Genomic DNA, 20,129 nt, shown 5'->3' on the forward strand with positions numbered 1-20,129 from the left:
CGCCGAGCAGGCGGAACCCGCGCAGGACGGCCACCGGCCCGGGGGGTCGGCGAGAAGGCGGTCAACCGGGGCAATATTGCCGGCCGCGAAATTCGGCGGTGTGCGGCAGAACAATTTTCGCCCGATTTTCGGTGCCGATGCCGGGCAGATCCAGTGACGCTGGGCCCGCCACCGGCGCAGCGCGTAGAGGCCGGCGCCGCCCAGAAACAGGGCGAACGTGGCGAGGAACGATCAAACAGATTTGCCGTCCGGATCTGACCGGGAGCACCTGATGCTCTTCGGTCGGCGGCCCTTGTTGCCGGTCGCTCTCAACGTTGGCCGCTCGCGACGTCTCGCTGGCGTTCCACTGTCGGCTATGGGGTGCGCGGCGCGAGTCAGCCGCCGACGACAGCGGATCGCACGACCGGCGGTAACCGGTTACAGTCCTCGAACCGGCTCACTCACGACCGTCAGGAGGTACCCGGTGAGGAACGCCAGCGGACCCGAGCCGTCCGACGCCCGGACCGATTGGGAAGCCCGGATCGCTCGCCGCAGCGATGAGGGCGGCACGGCCGCGCTACCCGACCTGCCACCGCCGGCCGGGCTCACCGCCACCCCCGGCCACGGACACGTCCGCCTCTCCTGGGAGCCCGTCGACGGCGCGGTCGGCTACCTGGTGCATCGTGCACCGCTGGACGGCGACCGGGTGTCCGGGCCGTTCACCCCGGTGGATCACCTCGGCGGAGACGTCCTCTCCGTTCCCGACACCTGGTACGTCGACACCACCGGCACCCCGGGCGAGCGGTACGCGTACGCGGTGGCCGCCGTACCCGAGGTGACCGTGACCGGCGCGCTGAGCGATCCGGTCTCGGCGGCCGCCCTGCCGGCCGCCCCTGAACCGCCCACCGTCACGCTGCGCCTCGACGCGGACGCCGCGGGCACCACCCTGCACCGGCCCTGGCAGCTGATGATCGGCAGTGAGCGACTGTCCCAACTGCTCTGCCGGGAACGCTCCGGCGGCCGGGAGATCGGCGCCGAACTGCTGGCCGCGCTGCGCCGGGTACGCGAGGAGATCGGCGTGAGCACCGTGCGGGCGCACTCGATCCTGCACGACGACCTCGGCGTCTATCGCGAGGTCGACGGCGAGCCGGTGTACGACTTCGGCCGGGTGGACGAGATCTACGACCTGCTCCTGGGCATCGGAATGACGCCGGTGGTGGAGATCGGGTTCATGCCCCACGACTTGGCCAGCGACCCGGACCGCACCGTCTTCACCTACCGCGGCATCATCTCCCCGCCGCGCGACTGGGACCGCTGGTCCGGGCTGGTTCGGGCGCTGGTGGCCCACCTGCTGGACCGGTACGGCGAGCAGGTGCTCGGTTGGGACTTCGAGGTGTGGAACGAGGCCAATCTGGAGGTCTTCTGGTCGGGTAGCCGCGATGAATGGATGCGGCTGTACGACGTGACGGCCCGCGCGGTCAAGGACGTCGACCCGCGGATCCCGGTCGGTGGACCCTCGTCGGCCGCCGCCGGCTGGGTGGACGCGCTGCTGGAGCATGCCGCGCGGTCCGGGACACCGGTGGACTTTGTCTCCACCCACACGTACGGCAGCCCGCCGCTGGACCTGCGGCCCACCCTGGCCCGCCTCGGCTTTCCCGATGCGCGGATCCTGTGGACCGAGTGGGGTGTCACCCCCACCCACTTCCACCCGGTCAACGACGGCGTTTCGGCCGGCACCTTCCTGCTCACCGGCATGCGGTCGGCCGCCGGCAGGGTCGACGCGCTGTCCTACTGGGTGGCCAGCGACCACTTCGAGGAACTCGGCCGGCCGCCGAGGCTGCTGCACGGCGGGTTCGGCCTGCTCACCGTCGGCGGCATCGCCAAGCCGCGCTACCACGCCCTGCGGATGCTCGCCCAGCTCGGCGAGATCGAACTGCCGGTACGGGCCGCTGGCGACGGTGCCGACGGCTTGGTGCAGACGTGGGCCAGCCGGCGCGCCGACGGCAGCCTGGCGATCCTGGTCTGGGTGGCCACCCTCGACCAGGACAAGCGGGACGGGGACCCGGCGCTGGCCCGGCGGATCCGGTTGGTCATCGACGGCGCGGCCGGCCGGCTCGCCCTGGTTTCCCGGCTCGACCGGGAGCACGGTGACATCACCGCCCTCGCCGACCGGCTGGGGGTTGCCGAGTGGCCGACCGACGAGCAGTGGGTCGCGTTGCGTGCCGCCGACCAACTGCCGGTGGAGAAGGTGCAGCCGGCTGCCGAGGCCGGGGCCGCGGTGATCGAGCTGGACGTGCCGCAGCCCGGGGCGGTGCTGGTCCAGGTCCGCGGGGCCTGAGGCGGGTCTTCCCCGGCCGGCGCCGTCCCACCGACGCCGGGATGTGTCTGCGGCCGCGCGGTTCCGCGCGCTCGCACCACGGCGCAAGATCGTGCTCGATCAGGGAGGTAGGGCCCTCGGCGGGCGGCCGAGGGCCCTACTTCCCTGATCTACGGGATACACCAGCTCCGGCGGCGCCGCCGGGTCAACGGGCCGGCGCCTGCGTCGCGAGGTAGCTCATGTCATGAAGCGGCCCCGCGCAGCTGCGGAAGGTGCTGGTTGGCCGGCACGTTGAACGTCTCCTTCGCGATCAGTGGACGGATCCGGCGTTCGAACTCCGGCGAGACGAACGCGCGGCGGACGAGATCGTTGGCGAGTTCGTTGCCGAGCGCACCCATGATCATGGCCTGGTCGAGCGACAGGTAACGCTTGGCCACGGTGCCGCTGCCGACCGCGATCGCATCATAGAAGCCGCCGGGGCCGTACGAGTCGAAGTTGGCCCTGAGGCGGGCGAGGTTGTCGACGACCGGCGCCTTGGCGTACGGGAGGGCGAGGAAGGCCGCGTGCGGGGTCACCACGCCGTCGCCGTAGTCGGGGTCCGGGCCGGCCGGGCGGCAGTCGCCGAATCCCGCGTCATACTTCGAGCGCTCGACGTCGGACGGGTAGCCGTCGGTGTCCATGCCCATCGCGTCGACACCCCAGGCCATGTAACCGCCGGCCGGGTCGCTGGCCGGGGAGAAGCCCCAGTAGCCGTACCCGGCGTCATTCATCCCGTGCTCGATCTGGCCGGCGACCGTCGCGGGATGGTTGCGGCCCCAACTGTTGGGCGCCCACCTCGCTTCGGGCACGAACAGGTCGGGCATCAGGGCCTCGAACATGTCGCCACCCCAGCTGGGTACGAACTGGATGCCGCGGTACCGGTACGCGCCCTCGTACACCGCAACGCCTTCGTAGCTGGTGTCGAAGCCGACGGGCTGCATCTCGTGCCAGCTCCAGTCGCAGGTGGCCGGCAGGGTGCGCATGGTGTTGTAGTAGGCCTTCGGCGGGATCTGGCCCATCGCGATGCCGAGGTACGTCGCTATGCGCGGTTCGGTGACCGTGATGTCGTAGTGGTTGCAGGTGAACCACACGCCGTCGCGCTGCCGCGAGCATCCCGGGGGTGGCGCGTCCCAGAAGCCGCCGGCGATCAGGCCGCTGGCCCCGAACGGTGTTGTCGCCGTCGGGTTGTAGTAGAAGCCGAAGTTCATCTTGCGCAGGATCGCGTCGGCCTTGCCGCGCAGTTCCGGCACGGCGCCCTTGACCACGTTCAGCGCGGCGGCGAGCCAGCCGTTGTCCACGCTGGACAGAAACGGGTAGACGGTGTCGCCGTTGTCGGGCCAGACCGTGACAACCGAGCCGTTCCGCGGGTCGTACCAGTTGTAGTACATACCCGACGGGGTGTGGTGCTTGAGCCGGGCGAGCGTGTCGAGGGTCTTGGCGATCCGTTCGCGGGCTTCCGGACGCGAGATGATGCCGAGCCTGCTGGCGACCACCGCGGACCACATGTAGCCGCCGATGTTGGTGGGGGACGTGTAGGTGGCGCGGCCGTCGGCGGCGAGGTCGCCGGTGATGTTGTCGGCGATGAGGCCGGTGCCGGGGTCGGTCATGGCGGCCATCGACCGCCATGTGTCCTGGGCATAGCGGAGCAGGGTGGTGTCAGGGTCGCGCTCGTCGGGTGCCGCGCCGGCGGCCGAGCCGCCTGTCAGCACGAGCGCCAGCGCGAGGAGCGGTGCGAGAAGGCGTCGCATGGGTCTCCTTGTCTGGTTCCGGGGACGGATCACTTGATTCCGGTGGTCGCGATGCCGCGCAGGAAGTGCCGCTGGAGGACCAGGAACACGAGAAGCACCGGGAGCACGACGACGACCGCGCCGGCGAGGAGCAGGCCGTAGTTGCGTTCGTTCTCGCCGACGCTGTAGAGCGCGAGGGCGACCGGCAACGTGTACTTGTCCTCCGTGGTGGCGACCACGAGGGGCCACAGGAAGTTGTTCCAAGACGCGAGGAACGTGAGGATCCCGAGGGTGGCAAGTGCCGGCCGGCACAGCGGCAGCACCACCCGCCAGAAGATCCGGAACTCGCCGGCCCCGTCGACCCGGGCCGCCTCGATGAGTTCGTCGGGGATCGACTGGAGGAACTGCCGCATGAGGAACACGCCGAACGGTCCGACGAGGAACGGCAGGATCAGGCCGGCGTACGTGTTGGTCAGGCCCATGTTGCTGACCAGCACGAACTGCGGGACGAACGTCACCATGCCGGGCACCATGAGCATGCCGAGCACGGCGAGGAAGAGCACCCGCTTGCCGGGGTACCGCAGCTTGGCCAACGCGTACCCGACGAGCGAGCAGAACAGCAGGTTGCCGACCATGACCAGGGTCGCGACCAGTGCCGAGTTGAAGAAGTAGAGCGGGAAGTCGAGCCGGGAGAACAGCCCACGGAAGTTGTCGAGCGTGACCGTCTCGGGCCACCAGGTCGGCGGCACGTCGCGGATCTCCCGCTCCGGCTTGAGCGACGAGAGGGCCATCCAGACGAATGGTCCGGCCACGGCGAGCAGCCCGAGGACCAGGACGACGTAGAGCATGGTCCTGGCGACCCGGTCGCGGGTACGCAGGGCGGTGTCCTTCGTGGCCATCGTCAGTTCCTCTCCCCCAGCAGGCGGAACTGCACCACCGACAGCGCCACGATCGCCAGGAAAAGCACGTAGCTGCCGGCGGCCGCGTAGCCGTAGTTGCCGAAGCCGAACTGGTTGTAGATGTGGAACGACACCGACAGCGTCGAGGAGAGCGGGCCGCCCTGCGTCATGACAAGCGGTTCCTCGAAGAACTGGAGATAGCCGATGCCGGTGACCACCCCGCCGAAGAGCAGCGTCGGCCGCAGCATCGGCAGGGTGACGTTGCGGAACTGCTGCCACCGCGTCGCGCCGTCGAGCGTCGCCGCCTCGTAGAGGTCGGCCGGCACCGCCTGGAGTCCGGCCAGGAAGATCACCATCAGGAAGCCGAAGTTGCGCCACGCCGCCATGACGATCAGCGACGGCAGCGCGAGCTTGCTGTCGTACAGCCAGTTCGGCCCGTCGATCCCGATGAGTCGCAGCAGGTTGTTGACCAGCCCGATCTCGGGGTCGAGCAGGAAGCGCCAGACCACCGCGATCGCCACGATGCTGGTCACGACCGGCAGGTAGAAACCGACCCGGAACAGCGCGCGGAAGCGTACGAGCCCGGAGTTGAGCGCCGTCGCGGCGGCCAGGGCCAGCACCATCGTCAGCGGCACGCCGATGACGACGAACACGAGCGTGTTGACCGACGACCGCAGGAACAGTTGATCGGAGAACAGGCGGGTGTAGTTGTCGATGCCGACGACGTTGACGGCGAGCGGGTTGCGCAGGTCGGTGGAGCGCAGGTCGGTGAAGCTCATGGCAAGCGAGACCACCACCGGCAGCGCCATGAACACGGTGAACAGCACGGTGAACGGCGCGGAGAAGGCCCAGCCGGTCAGCGCCCGCCGCAGGCGCTGCCGCCGCCGGACCGACCCGGCGGGCCGGTCGGGGCTGGGCGCCCCGACCGGTCGCGCCGGTGCCGTCGCCGCGGAGGCGTCGACCATGTCAGCTCCCGGTCCCGATGGCGCTCGCCTTCTCCTGGATCGCCTTGGCGGTCGCGGCCGGGTCCGCGTTCTGCTTGCACAGCTTCTCGACCTCGAGGTCGAACGCGGCCGCGATCTGCTCCCAGGTCGTGATCGCCGGCGGCGCCTTGGCGCTCTTGAGCTGCTGGCCGAACGTGGCCAGGAAGGTGTCGCCGGAGAGCGTCGAGTCGTTCCAGGCCGACTGCACCGCGGGCAGGTCCTTGACCGCCTGGTACCACTTGACCTGCACCTCGGGCTTGCTCAGCCACTGCACGAACTTCCAGGCGCCGTCACGGTTCTTGGCGTCCTTGAAGACCGCGAGATTGCTGCCGCCGATGAACGACGTCGACGACTTCTTCATCGGCATCTGCGCGACCGCGTACTTGTCCTTGAAGCCGGCCCCGCCCTGCTCCTCGACGATGCCCATGTGCCACGGTCCGGAGATGAACGCGCCGATCTCACCCTTGACGAAGCCGGGCTCGAGCGAGCCGTCCGGCAGGGCCGTCGGGGACAGGCCCTCCTTGAAGAAGGACTGGTAGTAGCTGAGCGCCTCGGTCATCTCCGGGGAGTCGAAGTTGAGCTGGTCTGCGCTGGCCACGTCGGCGCCGTTGGACCAGGCGAACGGCATGACCGACTGCCAACTGCCGGTCTTGCCGGGCTGGAGGTTGAGGCCCCACTTGGCGCCGGCCTTGTCCTTCATGCCCTTGGCCATGGCCTTGAGGTCGTCCCACGTCTTCGGGCCGTCCGGGAACCCGGCCTTGGCGGCCATGTCCTTGCGGTAGTAGATCAGCCGGGTCTCGACGTACCACGGGACGCCGTACGAGGTGCTGTCGACGATCGTGGTGTCCCAGGCGCCGGGGAAGAAGTCGTCTTTCTTGATCAGCTCCGGCGGGGTCGGGTCGAGCGCACCGGACTTGGCGAACTCGCCCTGCCAGGTGGTACCGATCATCGACACGTCGGGCGTCTGCTTCGCGGCGATCGCGCTTGCGATCTTCTGGTGCGCCGCGTCCCAGGGCACCGCCGTCACGGAGACCTTGGCGTCGGGGTTCTCGGTGGAGAACTCCTTGGCGAACTCGGCGAGCTTCTCGCCTTCGGTGCCCATCGCCCAGACGGTGATGTCTCCGCTCGCCTTGCCTGCGCCGACGGACTTCGCCTCTTCCTGGCTGCCGCCCGAGTCACGGCCGCAACCGGCCAGCGCGACCGACGCGGCCAAGGCGACCGCGGCCGCGGCGGCTAACCGCCTACTTCTCATGTCGTACCTCCAGGGGTTGGTGGTGGGACCTGGTTCACCTGCCGGTATCTCCAGTCGGGGGCACCGGGCAGCCGCAACTGCGGCGCAGGACGAGTTCGGTGGGCAGCACGAGACCGCCCGTGGAGGCGTTGCCGGGCTGGTCGGCGGCATGCAGGATCAGCCTGGCCGCCTCGGCGGCGAGCTCGCGTACGGGTTGCCGGACGGTGGTGAGGGAGGGGGTGAGGAGGGCGGCGGCCGGCATGTCGTCGAAGCCGGTGATCACCAGGTCCTGCGGCACTCGCAGGCCCCGGCCGAGCGCGCCGACCAGCACGCCGAGGGCGATCTCGTCGTTGGCGCAGACCACCCCGGCGGGCCGGGGCGTGTCGCCGGCCAGCAACTGGTCGGCCGCGAGCACCCCGTCGGCCTGCTGCATGCTGACCGCAACCGGCTCGGCGGGCGGTTCGACGCCGAGGTCACGGTGCGCCCGCCGGAAGGCGGTCCAGCGTTCGCTGACGTCGGGCGAGCCTGCCGGGTTGCCGACGAAGGCCAGGTCGCGTAGCTCGTGGTCGGCGAGCAGGTGTCGGGTGAGCGCCAGCATGCTGCCGGCGTTGTCGGCGCGTACCGAGAGGATGTCGCCGGGTCCCTCGCCGGCGACCACCACCACGGGAACCATCCTGGCGAGCTGGAGCAGCGCCTCGTCGGAGATGGTGCCGCCCATGACGGCGACGCCGTCCACCCGGCGGCCCATCTCCAGCACCTGGTCGTCGGAGTCGGAGCGCAGGTGCGTGCAGAGGATGTGCACGCTGGCCCGGGAGGGCACCGCCTCGGACTCGAAGCCCTGGATCAGCTCGGTGAAGTAGGGGCCGGACAGGCCGGGGAAGACCAGGCCGAGGGCGCCGTGCCGGCCGGCGGCCAGCGCCCGACCGAGGTGGTCGGGCCGGTATCCGTGCTTCTCGATCGCCTCCAACACCCGGCGGCGCATCTCCTCGGAGACCTGTCCGGTGCCGTTGGAGACCCGGGAGACGGTGGCCACGGAGACGCCGGCGAGCTTGGCGATCTCGCGAACGTTCATGCGGCTGTTGCCCATCGCTTCCTCGATCCGTAACGTGCATCACAGAAACCGGTTTCAGGCGACCATAAGCAGCCGGGACGAACTTCACAACCCTCGGGTCCACAATCTCCTGCGTAGGGAGGTCTGCCCCACATGCCAGAAGTACTACTCCGGGATCGCCGGATCCTCATCGACGGCCGGCCCGAGCTGCTGCTCGCCGGTGAGGTGCACTACTTCCGCCTCGCCCGGGCCGACTGGGCAGACCGGCTCGACCAGCTCCAGGACTGCGGCGGCGACACCGTCGCCACCTACGTGCCGTGGCTGTGGCACGAACTGCCGGACGGCTCGGTCGACCTGACCGGGCGCACCCACGAGCAGCGCGACCTGGCCGGCTTCCTCGACCTCGCCCACCAGCGCGGGCTGCGGGCCGTGGTCCGCCCCGGCCCGTTCGTCATGGCCGAGCTGAAGAACGAGGGCCTCCCCTACCGCGTGTACGACGAGCACCCGCATCTGCTCCCCACCACCTGGGACGGCGCGCCGATCAGCACGCGCACCATCGACTACCTCGCGCCCGAGTTCCTCGCCGCAGCCGACGGCTGGTACGCCCAGGTGATGCCACTTATCGCGCAGCGACTCGCGCCGCGCGGCGGACCGGTGGTGGCGGTCCAACTCGACAACGAGATCGGGATGCTCTCGTGGGTGACCAACTCCCCCGACCTCACCGACGGCCTCTGCGGCGACCTGGCCCGCTGGGCCGTCCAGCGGTACGGCAAGGACACCGCCGCGGCGCGGATCGGTGCCGATCCGGCCGATCCGACGGCGTGGTCTGCCGCCCTGCGTACCCCGGCTGAGGAGCGGTCGCTGGCGCTGCACGACGACCTGGGTCGCTACATGCGCGACCGCTACCGCCGGTTCGTGGCGGCGCTGCGGCACAGCGCCGAGCGGCACGGGGTGACAGGGGTGCCGTTCCTGGTCAACGTGCACGGCACCGCCGGCCGACGGGGCCGCACCTTCCCGATCGGGATCAGCCAGCTGTTCGAGGCGTACCGGGGGCAGCCGCAGCTCACCTCCGGCTCGGACTACTACCTCGGCGACCTGACCGTCGGTAACGTCGCCGACCTGTACGTGTCCAACGCCTTCCTGGCCGCCACCCACGACCGCGACCAGCCGCTCACCTGCCTGGAGTTCGAGGCCGGCAACGGCGACTACGACGAGGACCTGTCGACGCTCTACCCGCCGGAGGGGATCGACCTGAAGACCCGGCTCTGCGTGGCGCAGGGCAACCGGCTGCTCAACCTCTACCTGTTCGCCGGCGGCCACAACCCGCCGTTGGCCGAGCCAGTCGGCGACGGCAACGACCGGATCGCGTTCACCGGCGAGCGGCACGGCTTCGCCGCCCCGGTCGGCCCTCAGGGGCGGCTCAACCCGACGTACGCCGCGGCAAGGCGGGCACTGCACGCCGTACGTGGGGTGGCCGACCTGCTCGCCGACGGCGACGAGGAACACGACGGCTTCGCCCTCGGATTCGTTCCCGACCACTACCTGACCGAGTACCGCCACCCGGCGTCCACCAAGCGGGCGGAGCAGGTCGCCGAGCTGGAACGGTTCCGCGGCATGGGCGCGCGGGACGTGCTGGCGCGAGCGCTGCTGCTCGCCGGCTACTCGTTTCCCGCAGCGGACCTGCAGGCCCCAGGCGGCGCAGGACAGGTGCCGGGCGGCACGCCGCCGGTGCTGGTGCTGGCCACCGCCCCCACCCTCGGTTCGGACGTCCAGCAGCGGCTGGTCAACCACCTGCGGGCCGGGGGCCGGCTGCTGCTGCACGGACCGCTGCCCACTCGCGACCACGACGGCACGCCGTGCACCCTGCTGGCCGACGCACTCGGGCTCCGGCCGGACGGCTGGCTGGAGGGCGGGCCACATTACTTCCCGTCGGTGGTGGGCCGCGAGTGGGCGGCCGGCCCCGCCGAGGTCCGGGTCGGTTACGCCCAATTGCTGGCCGGGGCCGGTGAACGCCTGCTCACCGAGGTCGGCTCCGGCCGGCCGTGCGGCGCCGAGGTGACCGCGGGCGCCGGCCGGGCCGTGGTGATCGCCACCGACTACCCGTGCCACCTGGACTTCTGGCGAGCAGCGCTGGAGCGGCTCGGGGTGCGGCCCCGGCTCCGGCACGACGCAGGCGACCCCGGGCTGGTGCTCACCTCGACCGTGGACCGGTCCGGCCAGCGGCTGCTTCACCTGGTCAACGTCGCGCCGTCGGCGATCGAGTTCGGCCTGTGGCACCGGGACAAGCCGGTACTGTCCGGCCGGCGCCTGCGCATCGGCGCACGCGCCGGGCTGATGCTGCCCGCCGGCATCCGCGTCGGACCGGCCACGCTGCTGGAGAGCAGTTGCGAACTGGTAGCCCGGAGCGGCTCGGAGGTGCTGCTCCGGCCGACCCAGACCGAGGATGTCGCGGTCTTCGCCACCGACCGGCCGGTACGCGCGGACCGGGGTGAGGTGACCCTGGCCGAGGGAAGGGCGACTCTGACCGTCCAGGCCTCAGATGGCGAACCGGTCCGGGTCAGCATTGACTGACCGCCGTACGAGGCGACGCCCGACAGATCTTTGCGAATCCCGGTCAGAATGTCGCGATCGGGTTGACCGGGCTGCCCGACGTACCGGCGAAGCGGACCGGCGCGACTGCGAGGTGGAAGTCCCACTGGCCGAGCTCGGCCGCCGTCGTCGCGCACACCTCCAGGTCGCAGTTGTCGAGCAGCCACAGACCCATCGCAACGAGGCTCACGGCGTGAACCGGCATCAACAAGTCCTCGTACCCCGACGGCTGAACGTCCTGGGGGGTGTCAGCGCCGATCAGCGCGACCTCCCGTTCATGCAGCCACGGCAGGCAGGACGCGTGCCAGCCGGCCTGCGTGAAACCGCTGGCCTCACCGGCCTCGTGCCGGACCCGGCCATGGCCGGTCCGCAGGAGTACCGCATCGCCGGTCGGCGTGGAAGCCGGGCACCGGCATGTTCTCGGCACCCGGCATGTCGGCGGCGCACGGGCACGTCGTCGTCGAACGGTCCATGTCTTCCGGTACGGCAACCTCCCATGCGCACGACACGCTCCTGCCGTGGCGCACGGCCCGCGCCGCCGCCAGCCGGACCGAACGGGTAATCCGGGTGGCGGATCTTGGAGTTGATCGCGAATCCGGATTTCGGTCGGGCGCGTTGGTTGCGCCAGCGGATGTAGTCGCCGATTGCCGTGTCCTGCTCGGCATGGGTGCGGTGGTCGGTGCCGTTGAGAGCGAAGTACCGCACCGCGGCGAACTCGGCCTCGATCCAGTTCAGCCGGGACGCGTAGGTCGGCAGGAAGACGAGGTCGACGTCGTTGGCGGCGCACCAGGCGCGGACCTCGGGATGCTTGTGCGGGGAGAAGTTGTCCAGGATCAGGTAGAGGCGCTGGTCGGGCCAGCGGCGGCGCAGAGTCTTGAAGAAGCTGAGGAACTCCCGCCAGCGCTTACGGTCGCGGATGCGGTGGTGCACCCCGTAGCTGGCGGGCTTGGGATTCACCCAGAGGCGTTTTGAATGCCCCGCTCACGTCCTCAGCGCCAGGGTCTTGACAATCCCCCCTGACCAGGTGAACGATCCTCGCAACCGGTTGCGCAACCGGTTGCGAGGATCTTGCCAGGAGGACGACGTGACCACCGGTTCACCGCCGACGATCTACCAGGTCGCCCAGGCGGTTGGCGTTTCCGCCTCTACCGTGAGTCGGGTGCTGGCCGGTGCGAACGGCATCGCGCCGGAGACCAAGGCGCGTGTGCTGGCGGCGGCGGACCGGCTGGGCTACCGGCGCAACAGCCTGGCCAGCGATCTGGCCCGCCGGGCGTCGAACACGGTCGCGGTGCTCCTACCGGACATCTCGAACCCGTTCTTCTCCAGTCTCGTCAAGGAGATCCAGATCCTGGCCGAGCGGTCGGGATTCGCGGTCCTGCTGTGCAGCACTCGGGACGACGAGCGGATCGAACAGCGAAACCTCGACGTGCTGCTGTCCAAGAAGATCAAACACGTACTGGTGATGGGGCTGCGGGCCGACTCCGGAGAGGTCCAGGCGTACGAGGATGCCGGCCTGCGGTTCATCGCGCTCGACCGGGCGGTTCCGTCCACCCACGCGGTGCGGATCCACTCGGACAACTTCGCCGGCGCGCGGGCGGTGACCGAGCACCTGATCGAGCTGGGGCACCGGCGGATCGCGCACCTGCGCGGTCCGGAGTTCTGCGACGTCGCACTGGAACGGTACGAGGGCTACCGGGCGGCGCTCAAGGCGCACAAGATCCGCTACGACCGACGGCTGGTGGTCACCAGCACCTTCGACGAGGCGGGTGGTCGTGCCGGGCTGGACACCCTGCTCCGGCGGGAGTCGCCATTCACCGCGGTCTTCGCCTCGAACGACCTCATCGCGATCGGCGTGCACTGCGCCGCGCGCGATCACGGCCTGCGGATTCCGCGGGACTTCTCGCTGGTGGGCTTCGACGACGTGCCGGTGGCCTCGTACACCACACCCGGAATCACGACGGTGCGGCAGGACGTACGGGCGATCGCGGCAGCGGCGATGGATGCCGTCCGGTCGAGCTCGGCGACCGACGCGCGGGAGGTGTGCATTCCAGTACAGCTCCGGATACGGGACTCCACCGCCGCCCCGGCGGCCTGACTCTTCAACAAACCCCTCGGTTCGAGAAACAGGGAGTTGGACACCACCATGAATTGGCGTGCCGGAAAAAAGATCCTATATCTGGTCCCCTTGCTGCTCGGCCTGACCGCGACGGCGTGCGTCGGTCCCGTCTCCGGCGGCGGCAGCGGCGGCGGTGACGTCACCCTCCAGTTCGTCGGCGGCCAGCCCGACGGCTACTACGACAAGGCGATTGCGGCGTTCGAGCAGGCGAACCCGGGCATCAAGGTGAAGTACGTGTCCAACCCGGCTAGCCAGCTCTCCCAGGTGCTGCAGGCCCGCCTCGGCGGCAAGGACAGCTCGATCGACGCGTTCACCGCGGACGAGCCGAAGATCCCCTCGATGGTCGACCGGGGCTTCCTGCTGCCGCTCGACGACCTGAAGGGCGAGGCCAGCAAGCAGGCCAGCGCCGAGGCGGTCCAGGCAACCACCTTCAACAGCAAGCTGTACGCCCTGCCGCTGTGGACGTCCACCATGTTGCTCTACTACAACAAGGACCTGCTCAAGAAGGCCAACATCGCCGAGCCCGCCAACACTGCGGACAAGCGACTCAGCTGGGAACAGCTCACCGCCGACGCCAAGAAGGCCCAGGCCGCCGGGGCCCAGTACGGTTTCGCCTTCGAGCAGCCCGGCCGCTACTACCAACTGGAGCCGCTGATCCTGTCGGCAGGCGGCGGCACCGGGCTGTCCGGTGACAAAAACCTGACCCCGGCGATCCAGGACCAGGGCTGGAAGAAGGCACTGACCTTCTACCAGGGGCTGTTCAACCAGGGCATCACCCCGAAGGGCATCCAGTACACCCAGCTGCCCGCGCTTTTCGCCAACGGCAAAATCGCGTACTTCCTGGCGAACACCCCGGCCGTCGCGACGTTCAAGAAGAGCCCGAACCTGAAGTTCGGCATCGCGCCGTCGCCGACCTTCGAGGGCGGCAAGCCTGCCACTCCGACCGACTCGTGGGCCCTCGCCGTCAGCCCGTACTCCAAGCACCAGGCCGAGACCAAGAAGTTCATCTCGTTCCTGGCCCTGAACGACGAGGGCGCCGTGCTCTCCGGTCAGGACATCGCCCGGATCCCGGCCAACAACCACGCGTACGCCGAATGGGCCAAGCTCATCGACGCCGCCGGGCCCGAACTGGCCGGCACCTCGCAGCTGATCGCCGACGAGCTGTCGAAGACCGCGGTGAAGCGCCCCTCCAGCATCGGCTACACCGACTTCGAGAGCGTGGTGAACAAGATGATCGACAACATCGGCAACGGTGCGAACGTGGACAGCTCGCTGGCCGAAAGCCAGGCACAGCTGGTCAGCACGCTGGGACGGTTCGGCAAATGACGACGTCTGTCAAGCCCGCCGGCGCGCCGCCCAGGCGCGCCGGCGGGGCGGCCCCTCGCAGGCGTCCCCCGAAGGTGCGCGGTACCGGCCTGGCCGCGCTCCTGATGCTGGGGCCGGCACTGGTCGCGATCCTGTTCTTCCGGCTCGCACCAGCGGTCGAGGCCATCCGGACCAGCCTGTCCGACCCGCAGGGGCTCTTCGCCAGCTACGCCCGGGTCTTCGCCGACCCGGCATTCCACGCCTCGGTACGGCAGACCCTGTTGTTCACGGTCCTGGTGAATCCGTTCCAGATCCTGCTGGCCCTCGGCCTGGCCGTGCTGCTCACCCAGCGGCTGCCCCTGGTCGGGCTCTGGCGGACGCTGATCTTCCTGCCGGCGGCGCTCCCGCAGGTGGTCAGCGCGATCATCTGGGGCGTGCTGTTCCGCCCGGACGGGCCGCTCAATGCGGTGCTGGGCGCGCTGGGCCTGCCTCACCAACCGTTCCTCACCTCGAAGTTCCAGGCCCTGCCCGGGATCATCATCCTGGTCTCCTGGGTGGGCGTGGGGTACTGGATGATGTTTCTCGTCGCCGGTCTGAAGGACATCCCCGGCGACACGCTGGAGGCGGCGAAGATCGACGGAGCCGGGCCGCTCCGCACGTTCTTCCAGGTGACCCTGCCGCAACTGAAGCGGCCGCTGCTGTTCGTGCTGGTGGCCGACACGATCGCCAACTTCCTGGTGTTCGCGCCGGTCGAGACCCTGACCGCCGGCGGCCCGGACCACTCCACGAACCTGATCATGTTCGACATCTACGAACGCGCCTACGTCACCGGTGACCTGCCGGCGGCGTCGGCGGAGACCTTCATCCTGCTGTGCATCATCCTCGCGGTGGTCTCGATCCAGTTCAAACTGCTCCCCTCGGAGGACTGACATGTCGACCGCAGACCAACGTCGGGCGAGGTCGGGGAACCGGCTGAAGCGTGGCGTCCTGCTGGCCCTGGCGATCGGCGCGACGCTCTACTCCGTGATTCCCCTGTGGTTCGCGCTGGTCAGTTCGGTGCGCCCGGAAGGGGACATCTTCCGCTACCTCTCCCCGCTGTCGGTCAAGTCGATCTGGCCGACCACGTTGACCGGGTCCAGCTTCCGGACCCTCATGAACACCGGATTCGGCTCGCCCGTGCTGAACTCCGTCATCGTCGCGCTGCTCACCATCGTCATCGGGCTGATCCTCTGCTCCGCGGCGGCCTTCGCGCTCGGCGTGCTGCAGTTCCGGGGGCAGAAGTTCCTGTTCGGACTCACCCTGGTGGGGTTCCTCATGCCCTTCGACGCGCTGGCGATCCCCCTCAGCCAGGTGCTCTCCGGCGCCGGATTCCAGAACACCTACGACGGGTTGATCCTGCCGGCGCTCGGGAACGGGTTGGCGATCTTCGCACTGCGGCAGTTCTTCCGAAACATCCCGCGTGAGCTGCTCGAGGCCGCGCAGATGGACGGACTCGGCTGGTGGCGGATCCTGTTCCGGATCTACCTGCCGCTCTCCAAGCCCGCCCTGATCAGCGCGGCGCTCATCCTGTTCGTCTTCCAGTGGCACGCCTTCCTGTGGCCGCTGCTGATCGCGCCGGACCCGGCGATCCAGGTCGCCCCCGTGGCTATCGCGCAGTTCTCCCAGGAGACGTTCGTGGACTTCGGCGCGATCTTCGCAGGCACCGTCATCACCGCGGCTATCCCGCTCTGCCTGCTGCTCTATGCGCAGAAGTACTTCGTGGCGTCGATCGCCAGAAGCGGAGTGAAATAGTGACAAAGCAATCCTGGTCGGGTGTCTTCCCGTACCTGCCCACGCCGCTGGACGCCGACGGCACGGTACGCCGGGCGACGCTGGCCGACATCGTCGAGCGCTGCCTCACCGCCGGCGTGCACGGACTGACCCCGTTGGGCAGCAGCGGCGAGCTGCCCTACCTGACCGGCGACCAGCGGCTGGCAGTGATCGAGGGCACCGTCGCCGCCGCGGCCGGCCGCGTTCCGGTCGTGCCCGGGGTCGGGGGCTTCGACACCGCGTCCGTGGTGCGGGACGTGCGCGCCGCGGTGGCCGCCGGCAGCGACGGCATCTTGCTGGTGCTCCTCGCCTACTTCCCGCTGCGGCCGGCGGAGATCCTCGGCATGATCGGCGCCGTCACCGCCGCCGTGGAGGTGCCGGTGGTGCTGTACCACCACCCGCATCTCACCCACGTCGAGTTCTCCGCGGACGTCATCGCGGCGGCGCACCGCGACCACGGCGTGAACCATGTCAAGGACGCGTCCGGGCGGATCACCAACGTGGCCCGGTGGTTGGACGCCACCTCGGGCGGGATCCGGTACTTCTCCGCGACGGCCGTACCCCCCACCGCCGCGATGTTGTCCGGAGCGTGCGGCTGGATGTCCGGCCCGGCAGCCGCCTTCCCCGCCGAATCGGTGGAGATCTACGACCTCGCCGCCCGGGGTGAGTGGGCGGCGGCGCAGGCGAGGGAACACCGGCTCGACTCGGCGCTGAACGTGTTCCGCAGCCTGGGACCCGGCCGCGGCGTCAAGGGACTCTTCGCCGCGCTGGGGATCGACGTGGGGCAGCCCGTACCGCCGCTCGCGCCGCTCGGCCCAGCCGAGGTGGCCCTGATCCGCGCTGACCTGACCCGGCTGACGGAACAGGGGGCGGCATGATGCCGGAAACGGTAACCGCTCGGCGCCGGATCGTGCTGGACTGCGACACCGGCCTCGACGACACCCTGACCCTGATCTTCCTGTCCGGACGGCCCGACGTGGAACTGGTCGCGGTGGGCTCGGTGCACGGCAACGTCTCCGCCGTGCAGGGGGCGCACAACTCGGCCGCCGTGCTCAAGGCCCTCGGCCGCACGGACGTGCCGGTGACCGTCGGAGCCCGGCGGCCACTGGCCCAGCCGGTCCAGTACAGCGCCAAGGTGCACGGCTCCGACGGGCTCGGCGAGATCCCCATCGACCGGGAGGTGCAGGTACGCACCGACATCTCCGCCGCCGAGCAGCTCGTCCAGCTCGCCCGGCGACACCCGGGCGAGCTGGAGATCGTCGCCATCGGGCCGCTCACCAACATCGCGCTGGCGCTCATGATCGAGCCAGAGCTGCCGAACCTGATCGCCGGAATCTCCGTGATGGGCGGCGCGGTGACCGTGCCCGGGAACAACACCCCCTGGGCCGAGTCCAACATCGCACACGACCCCGAGGCGGCGAGCCTGGTCTTCTCGGCCGGCTGGCGGCGCTGCGTACTGGTCGGGCTGGACGTCACCCTCACCACCTGGCTGCGGCCCACGGAGCTGGCCGCGATCGACGCCCTGGCCACCCCCGGCGGCCGGCTCGCCCAGCAGATCATCGCGAAGTTCTCCGCGTACTTCTCGGTGGCCTACGGGCGGCAGAGCTGTCCCATCCACGACCCGACCGCCGCGATCCTGTTGCTGCACCCCGAGTACGGGGAGTACTCGCGGTGGAGCGTCCAGGTGGAGTTGGCGCGTGGCCTGACCCGGGGCGCGACGGTGGCCGACCGGCGGCCGTTCGTCGCCGGCAAGCCCGCGCCCCCGCACCCGCCGATCGAGGTCGCGACCCGGCTGAACGTGGACCCGCTGCTGGCATGTTTCGTGGACGGGATCCGGGCCGCAGGCACCGGACAGCCAGGGCAACCGATGGAGAAAGAGGCGCGCGGTGAGTGACCTCCTGGTCGTGGGGAGCGTCAACCTGGACGAGGTCTATCCGGTGCCGGAGCTACCGATCCGGGGCGAGACGGTGCTGTCGACGTCGTCGCGCTCGCGGCACTCCGGCGGCAAGGGAGGCAACCAGGCCGTCGCGGCCGCCACCCGGACCAGGGTCACCTTCGTCGGAGCCGTCGGCAACGACGACATCGGCGAGTTCCTGCGGGCGGACCTGGCCGCCGCCGGCGTCGACACCACCCACCTCGTGGTCAAGCCCGCGGCGTCGGGCACGGCGGTCGTGCTCGTCGAGCAGGGCTCGGGCGACAACTCGATCGTGGTTGACCAGGGCGCGAACCTGCTGCTGGACACCGCCGACGTCCCGCCCGGGCCGCTGGCGGCGGCCCGGGTCGTACTCCTGCAACTGGAGATCCCGCTGAAGACGGCCCGCGTGGTCGCCGCGCGGGCCGCCGGACTCGTGGTGCTCAACCCGGCGCCGATGGTCGACGGGGTGGTCGAGCTGCTGGACCGGGTCGACGTGCTGGTACCGAACGAGTTCGAGCTGCGCAGCCTGCTCCGCCGGGACACCCTGATCCGCCCCGACGAGGCCGCCGCCGCGGTGCGGGAGGCCCCAGGGAGCGGCGATGTCGTCGCGACCTTCGGCGGTACCGGCGCCTACGTGTACGAGCGGGAGCGCGACCTCGTCACGCACATCGCCCCGCCGGAAGTGCCGGTGCTGGACACGACGGGCGCGGGCGACTGCCTGTGCGGCGTGCTGGCCGCCGAGCTCGCGGCCGGTGCGGAGCTGGTCGCGGCGGCGGAGACCGCGGTTTGCGTGGCCAGCCTGTCCACCACCGAGCCGGGGGCCCGGTGGACCCGGCTCGTCGATGACACGGAGCTAGACAAGCTCCGATCCACCGTACGGCGGACCGTCATCCCAAGGTGACCGGCGCGCGGCGGGTGCGCTCCTACCGTTGGGCCATCTCTTCCCGGCGGTCGGGCTATTGCTTGGACCGTTCATGGTTCCTCCTACATCCTGCTCCGACAGGGTGACCTCACTCCGAGGCCATCGCATCGAAAGCTAGCGATGCCCAGGGGTGCGGGCCTATCCGCCTTGCGCATTTCGGCAGATCGTTTGACAGCGTGGACACCCCGGCACGTGACCGCCCGATCGATTGTTCACCAGCAATGGCCCGGCAACGTGGCCCCGACGTAGGTGGTGGGTAGGGTACCGATCCGTCCCCTCGCCCAGATGCATCGCCTGTGCAGGGCGCGAGCAGGTCATTGACCAGCCGCTCGGCGTACTCGTTGAACGGGCCGTCCCGCCCGAACGGCGGGCCGCCGGTGAGCATCGAATACAGCACCGCGCCGAACCAGTAGAGGTCACTGGCCCCTCGCCAGTGGGCGGGCTGGCGACCGGCTTCGGGGTGGTGGCGCGCCGTATCCGGATCCCGGCCGAGACACGGCAAACGCCAGGCGCGGCGGCAGCGGGACGGTGACGGTCGGTTCGACGGAGGGCAGCGGCGTCACCCTGCCATCAAGAGCATGTCGAGAGCTGCGAAGAATGCCATCGGCCGGCCGGGGCGGATGACCTGTTCGAGGAGGGCGATCCCGATGCGGTCAGCGACGTCGCACTCTGCTTCGATTCTCGTGCGGACAGGGCCGTACCGGCGGGAGGATGAGCGCGCTGAGGCGAGGACCACCTCGTCTCGGCGGAGCTGTGCCTGACGTGAGCTCGTGTGGACGACCTCGTACTTGCGTCCCTGCAACGTCCATGTGGTGCCGGCATTGCGTCGGCGGCAGGGCGCTTTCCTGCCGTTCACGAACTCGAACCGTTCACCGTTGGTCAACGTGACCGTGACGGTGTCGGCCTGGAAAGCCAGAACCCGTGATCGGGGCGGCCACGCCGCCTTCTCTGTGCCACGGCGAGGTTCGACGATCGTGAGCTCAGCACCGCGCTCGTCGAGCAACCGCAGCCGGCGCGCGTCTTCGGCGTCGAACGAGTATCCAAAGCTCAGGAATTCCACCACGCGCGAATCAGTCACGCACTCATTCAAGCAGTCGAGTGGGAGGGCGCCATGGGCAGCGGTCTCCATCGGGCGGCACCTTCCCCCACGCCCGGAAGGCCATCCGGATCATCCCACCCCCACCATCACCGACGGGAAGGCCAGCCGCGAGACTGCCTGCCTCACCGCAAGGCCCGAATAACCCGAC

17 protein-coding genes are annotated in these 20,129 nt (G+C 69.8%); 9 read left to right on the forward strand and 8 right to left on the reverse strand.

Features of this window, described 5'->3' with window-relative positions; translation table 11 throughout:
• Window positions 1-463 precede the first annotated feature (463 nt).
• The gene (locus tag B0E53_RS04420) at window positions 464-2,317 is read left to right on the forward strand and encodes a xylan 1,4-beta-xylosidase (RefSeq protein WP_210405920.1); all 1,854 of its coding nucleotides are present in this window, start codon (window positions 464-466) and stop codon (window positions 2,315-2,317) included.
• Between the two features lie 221 nt (window positions 2,318-2,538).
• Here the strand turns inward: B0E53_RS04420 and B0E53_RS04425 are convergent, their stop codons facing one another.
• From B0E53_RS04425 to B0E53_RS04445, 5 genes are read right to left on the reverse strand one after another with little or no spacing between them, the layout of a single operon-like run.
• Entirely contained in the window at window positions 2,539-4,083 is a 1,545-nt protein-coding gene (locus B0E53_RS04425) for a glucoamylase family protein (RefSeq protein WP_107074789.1), read from the reverse strand.
• A 29-nt stretch (window positions 4,084-4,112) separates the two neighbouring features.
• On the reverse strand, window positions 4,113-4,961 hold the full coding sequence (locus tag B0E53_RS04430) for a carbohydrate ABC transporter permease (RefSeq protein ID WP_107074790.1): 849 nt from the start codon (window positions 4,959-4,961) through the stop codon (window positions 4,113-4,115).
• A gap of 2 nt (window positions 4,962-4,963) precedes the next feature.
• Window positions 4,964-5,926 carry a sugar ABC transporter permease gene (locus B0E53_RS04435; protein WP_107074791.1) on the reverse strand — a complete coding sequence of 321 codons (963 nt, stop codon included), beginning with the start codon at window positions 5,924-5,926 and terminating at the stop codon, window positions 4,964-4,966.
• A gap of 1 nt (window position 5,927) precedes the next feature.
• Window positions 5,928-7,196 (reverse strand): sugar ABC transporter substrate-binding protein, encoded by a 1,269-nt coding sequence (locus tag B0E53_RS04440; protein WP_107074792.1) that lies wholly within the window; start codon window positions 7,194-7,196, stop codon window positions 5,928-5,930.
• A gap of 34 nt (window positions 7,197-7,230) precedes the next feature.
• A complete protein-coding gene (locus B0E53_RS04445; RefSeq protein ID WP_107074793.1) occupies window positions 7,231-8,262 on the reverse strand; it encodes a LacI family DNA-binding transcriptional regulator in 1,032 nt (343 codons plus the stop codon).
• A gap of 117 nt (window positions 8,263-8,379) precedes the next feature.
• Here B0E53_RS04445 and B0E53_RS04450 point away from each other — a divergent pair, with 117 nt between their 5' ends.
• Window positions 8,380-10,797: a beta-galactosidase gene (locus B0E53_RS04450; RefSeq protein WP_107074794.1), complete on the forward strand. Its 2,418-nt coding sequence runs from the start codon at window positions 8,380-8,382 to the stop codon at window positions 10,795-10,797.
• Between the two features lie 43 nt (window positions 10,798-10,840).
• Here the strand turns inward: B0E53_RS04450 and B0E53_RS39045 are convergent, their stop codons facing one another.
• Together B0E53_RS39045 and B0E53_RS39050 are read right to left on the reverse strand one after the other, a co-directional pair.
• The gene (locus B0E53_RS39045) at window positions 10,841-11,188 is read right to left on the reverse strand and encodes a cyclase family protein (RefSeq protein ID WP_246835235.1); all 348 of its coding nucleotides are present in this window, start codon (window positions 11,186-11,188) and stop codon (window positions 10,841-10,843) included.
• Complete coding sequence (locus B0E53_RS39050; RefSeq protein WP_246835232.1) at window positions 11,074-11,772, reverse strand: transposase; 699 nt, start codon at window positions 11,770-11,772, stop codon at window positions 11,074-11,076. The genes B0E53_RS39045 and B0E53_RS39050 overlap by 115 nt, the downstream gene beginning before the upstream one ends.
• A gap of 67 nt (window positions 11,773-11,839) precedes the next feature.
• Between B0E53_RS39050 and B0E53_RS04465 the strand changes: the two genes are divergently transcribed.
• Genes B0E53_RS04465 through B0E53_RS04495 form a run of 7 tightly spaced genes read left to right on the forward strand, consistent with a single transcriptional unit; the run spans window position 11,840 to window position 18,861 of the window.
• Complete coding sequence (locus B0E53_RS04465; protein WP_146167587.1) at window positions 11,840-12,910, forward strand: LacI family DNA-binding transcriptional regulator; 1,071 nt, start codon at window positions 11,840-11,842, stop codon at window positions 12,908-12,910.
• A gap of 48 nt (window positions 12,911-12,958) precedes the next feature.
• On the forward strand, window positions 12,959-14,257 hold the full coding sequence (locus tag B0E53_RS04470; RefSeq protein WP_146167588.1) for a sugar ABC transporter substrate-binding protein: 1,299 nt from the start codon (window positions 12,959-12,961) through the stop codon (window positions 14,255-14,257).
• A complete protein-coding gene (locus B0E53_RS04475; RefSeq protein ID WP_107074797.1) occupies window positions 14,254-15,165 on the forward strand; it encodes a sugar ABC transporter permease in 912 nt (303 codons plus the stop codon). Before B0E53_RS04470 ends, B0E53_RS04475 begins: the two co-directional genes overlap by 4 nt.
• Before the next feature lies 1 nt (window position 15,166).
• The gene (locus B0E53_RS04480) at window positions 15,167-16,027 is read left to right on the forward strand and encodes a carbohydrate ABC transporter permease (RefSeq protein ID WP_107074798.1); all 861 of its coding nucleotides are present in this window, start codon (window positions 15,167-15,169) and stop codon (window positions 16,025-16,027) included.
• Window positions 16,027-16,923 (forward strand): dihydrodipicolinate synthase family protein, encoded by an 897-nt coding sequence (locus tag B0E53_RS04485; RefSeq protein ID WP_168215220.1) that lies wholly within the window; start codon window positions 16,027-16,029, stop codon window positions 16,921-16,923. The genes B0E53_RS04480 and B0E53_RS04485 overlap by 1 nt, the downstream gene beginning before the upstream one ends.
• On the forward strand, window positions 16,920-17,939 hold the full coding sequence (locus B0E53_RS04490) for a nucleoside hydrolase (protein ID WP_107074800.1): 1,020 nt from the start codon (window positions 16,920-16,922) through the stop codon (window positions 17,937-17,939). The genes B0E53_RS04485 and B0E53_RS04490 overlap by 4 nt, the downstream gene beginning before the upstream one ends.
• Complete coding sequence (locus B0E53_RS04495; RefSeq protein WP_107074801.1) at window positions 17,932-18,861, forward strand: ribokinase; 930 nt, start codon at window positions 17,932-17,934, stop codon at window positions 18,859-18,861. The genes B0E53_RS04490 and B0E53_RS04495 overlap by 8 nt, the downstream gene beginning before the upstream one ends.
• 580 nt (window positions 18,862-19,441) lie before the next feature.
• Here the strand turns inward: B0E53_RS04495 and B0E53_RS04500 are convergent.
• Window positions 19,442-20,011: a hypothetical protein gene (locus B0E53_RS04500; RefSeq protein WP_107074802.1), complete on the reverse strand. Its 570-nt coding sequence runs from the start codon at window positions 20,009-20,011 to the stop codon at window positions 19,442-19,444.
• Window positions 20,012-20,129 lie beyond the last annotated feature (118 nt).

The sequence above is a fragment of the Micromonospora sp. MH33 genome, from assembly GCF_003013775.1.
GTDB classification, from domain to species: domain Bacteria; phylum Actinomycetota; class Actinomycetes; order Mycobacteriales; family Micromonosporaceae; genus Micromonospora; species Micromonospora fulviviridis.

Excerpts from the sequence above, each read along its gene's own strand:
- B0E53_RS04425 (WP_107074789.1), bottom strand. The coding sequence starts at position 4,083 with ATGCGACGCCTTCTCGCACCGCTCCTCGCGCTGGCGCTCGTGCTGACA.
- B0E53_RS04430 (WP_107074790.1), bottom strand. The coding sequence starts at position 4,961 with ATGGCCACGAAGGACACCGCCCTGCGTACCCGCGACCGGGTCGCCAGG.
- B0E53_RS04435 (WP_107074791.1), bottom strand. The coding sequence starts at position 5,926 with ATGGTCGACGCCTCCGCGGCGACGGCACCGGCGCGACCGGTCGGGGCG.
- B0E53_RS04440 (WP_107074792.1), bottom strand. The coding sequence starts at position 7,196 with ATGAGAAGTAGGCGGTTAGCCGCCGCGGCCGCGGTCGCCTTGGCCGCG.
- B0E53_RS04445 (WP_107074793.1), bottom strand. The coding sequence starts at position 8,262 with ATGGGCAACAGCCGCATGAACGTTCGCGAGATCGCCAAGCTCGCCGGC.
- B0E53_RS04450 (WP_107074794.1), top strand. The coding sequence starts at position 8,380 with ATGCCAGAAGTACTACTCCGGGATCGCCGGATCCTCATCGACGGCCGG.
- B0E53_RS04470 (WP_146167588.1), top strand. The coding sequence starts at position 12,959 with ATGAATTGGCGTGCCGGAAAAAAGATCCTATATCTGGTCCCCTTGCTG.
- B0E53_RS04475 (WP_107074797.1), top strand. The coding sequence starts at position 14,254 with ATGACGACGTCTGTCAAGCCCGCCGGCGCGCCGCCCAGGCGCGCCGGC.
- B0E53_RS04480 (WP_107074798.1), top strand. The coding sequence starts at position 15,167 with ATGTCGACCGCAGACCAACGTCGGGCGAGGTCGGGGAACCGGCTGAAG.
- B0E53_RS04490 (WP_107074800.1), top strand. The coding sequence starts at position 16,920 with ATGATGCCGGAAACGGTAACCGCTCGGCGCCGGATCGTGCTGGACTGC.
- B0E53_RS04500 (WP_107074802.1), bottom strand. The coding sequence starts at position 20,011 with ATGGAGACCGCTGCCCATGGCGCCCTCCCACTCGACTGCTTGAATGAG.